At 78.3% G+C, this 705-nt stretch carries 1 pseudogene; it reads right to left on the bottom strand.

Features of this window, described 5'->3' with window-relative positions:
* A pseudogene (locus ND747_RS29400) lies at positions 1-705 on the bottom strand (exonuclease); the annotation flags it as partial.

The following is a 705-nucleotide window of genomic DNA, read 5'->3' as shown; positions in this document are numbered from 1 at the left end:
GGCCGAGGCCGGCGCGGCGGCGGCGGTCGCGGCGGCCGGCGGTGTCGTGGACGAGGGTGAACCGGCCGGAGCTCATCGCGGCCAGGCGACGGCTGGCGGCGGCGGCGACCTCCTCGAGGCGGGCGGCGAGCACGAAGCTCGACAGCGGCATGCCCTCGGTGTTGCCACCGCGGCCGACGGTGAGTTCGGCCAGGTGGTGCAGCTCGTCGACCTCGGCGCGCAGCGGGCCCAGCGCGGTGAGGCCGGCCGCGTAGGTGGTGTTCAGGTCCGCGAGGTCGATGCCGCGTCGGGTGGCCTGGGCCGCGGCGGCGACGGCCGCCTCGTGGGTTCGGCGGGCCTGGTCCGCGGCCGCCTCGTGTTCGGCGAGAGGCAGGGTGGCATCGGGGTCGACGGCGAGGTCGGGGGCGGCGAGCGCGGCTACGAGGCCGGTGAGCCCCTCGCGGTGGGTGCGGACCTCGGTGTCGGTGGCGCGCAGCCACGGGTCGTCGCGGACGGCGGCGGCCGCGTCGTCCAGGTCGGTGAACCCGGCCTGGCGGACCAGCTCCAGGGTGGTGAGACCACCCTGGACGTGGGCGGTGCGGGCCTGCTCGGCGCTCTGTTCGGCGGCGCGGGCGGTTTCGGTGTCGGCGGCCAGGCGGCGGACCGCGTCGAGCCGGGCGGCAAGGGCACCCGCCGCGCGCAGGGCGTCGGGGATCTCGGTGAGCC

This window comes from Frankia sp. R82 (genome assembly GCF_023716925.1).
In the GTDB taxonomy this organism is placed as follows: domain Bacteria; phylum Actinomycetota; class Actinomycetes; order Frankiales; family Frankiaceae; genus Frankia.
This window is presented reverse-complemented; position numbering and strand designations above follow the sequence as displayed.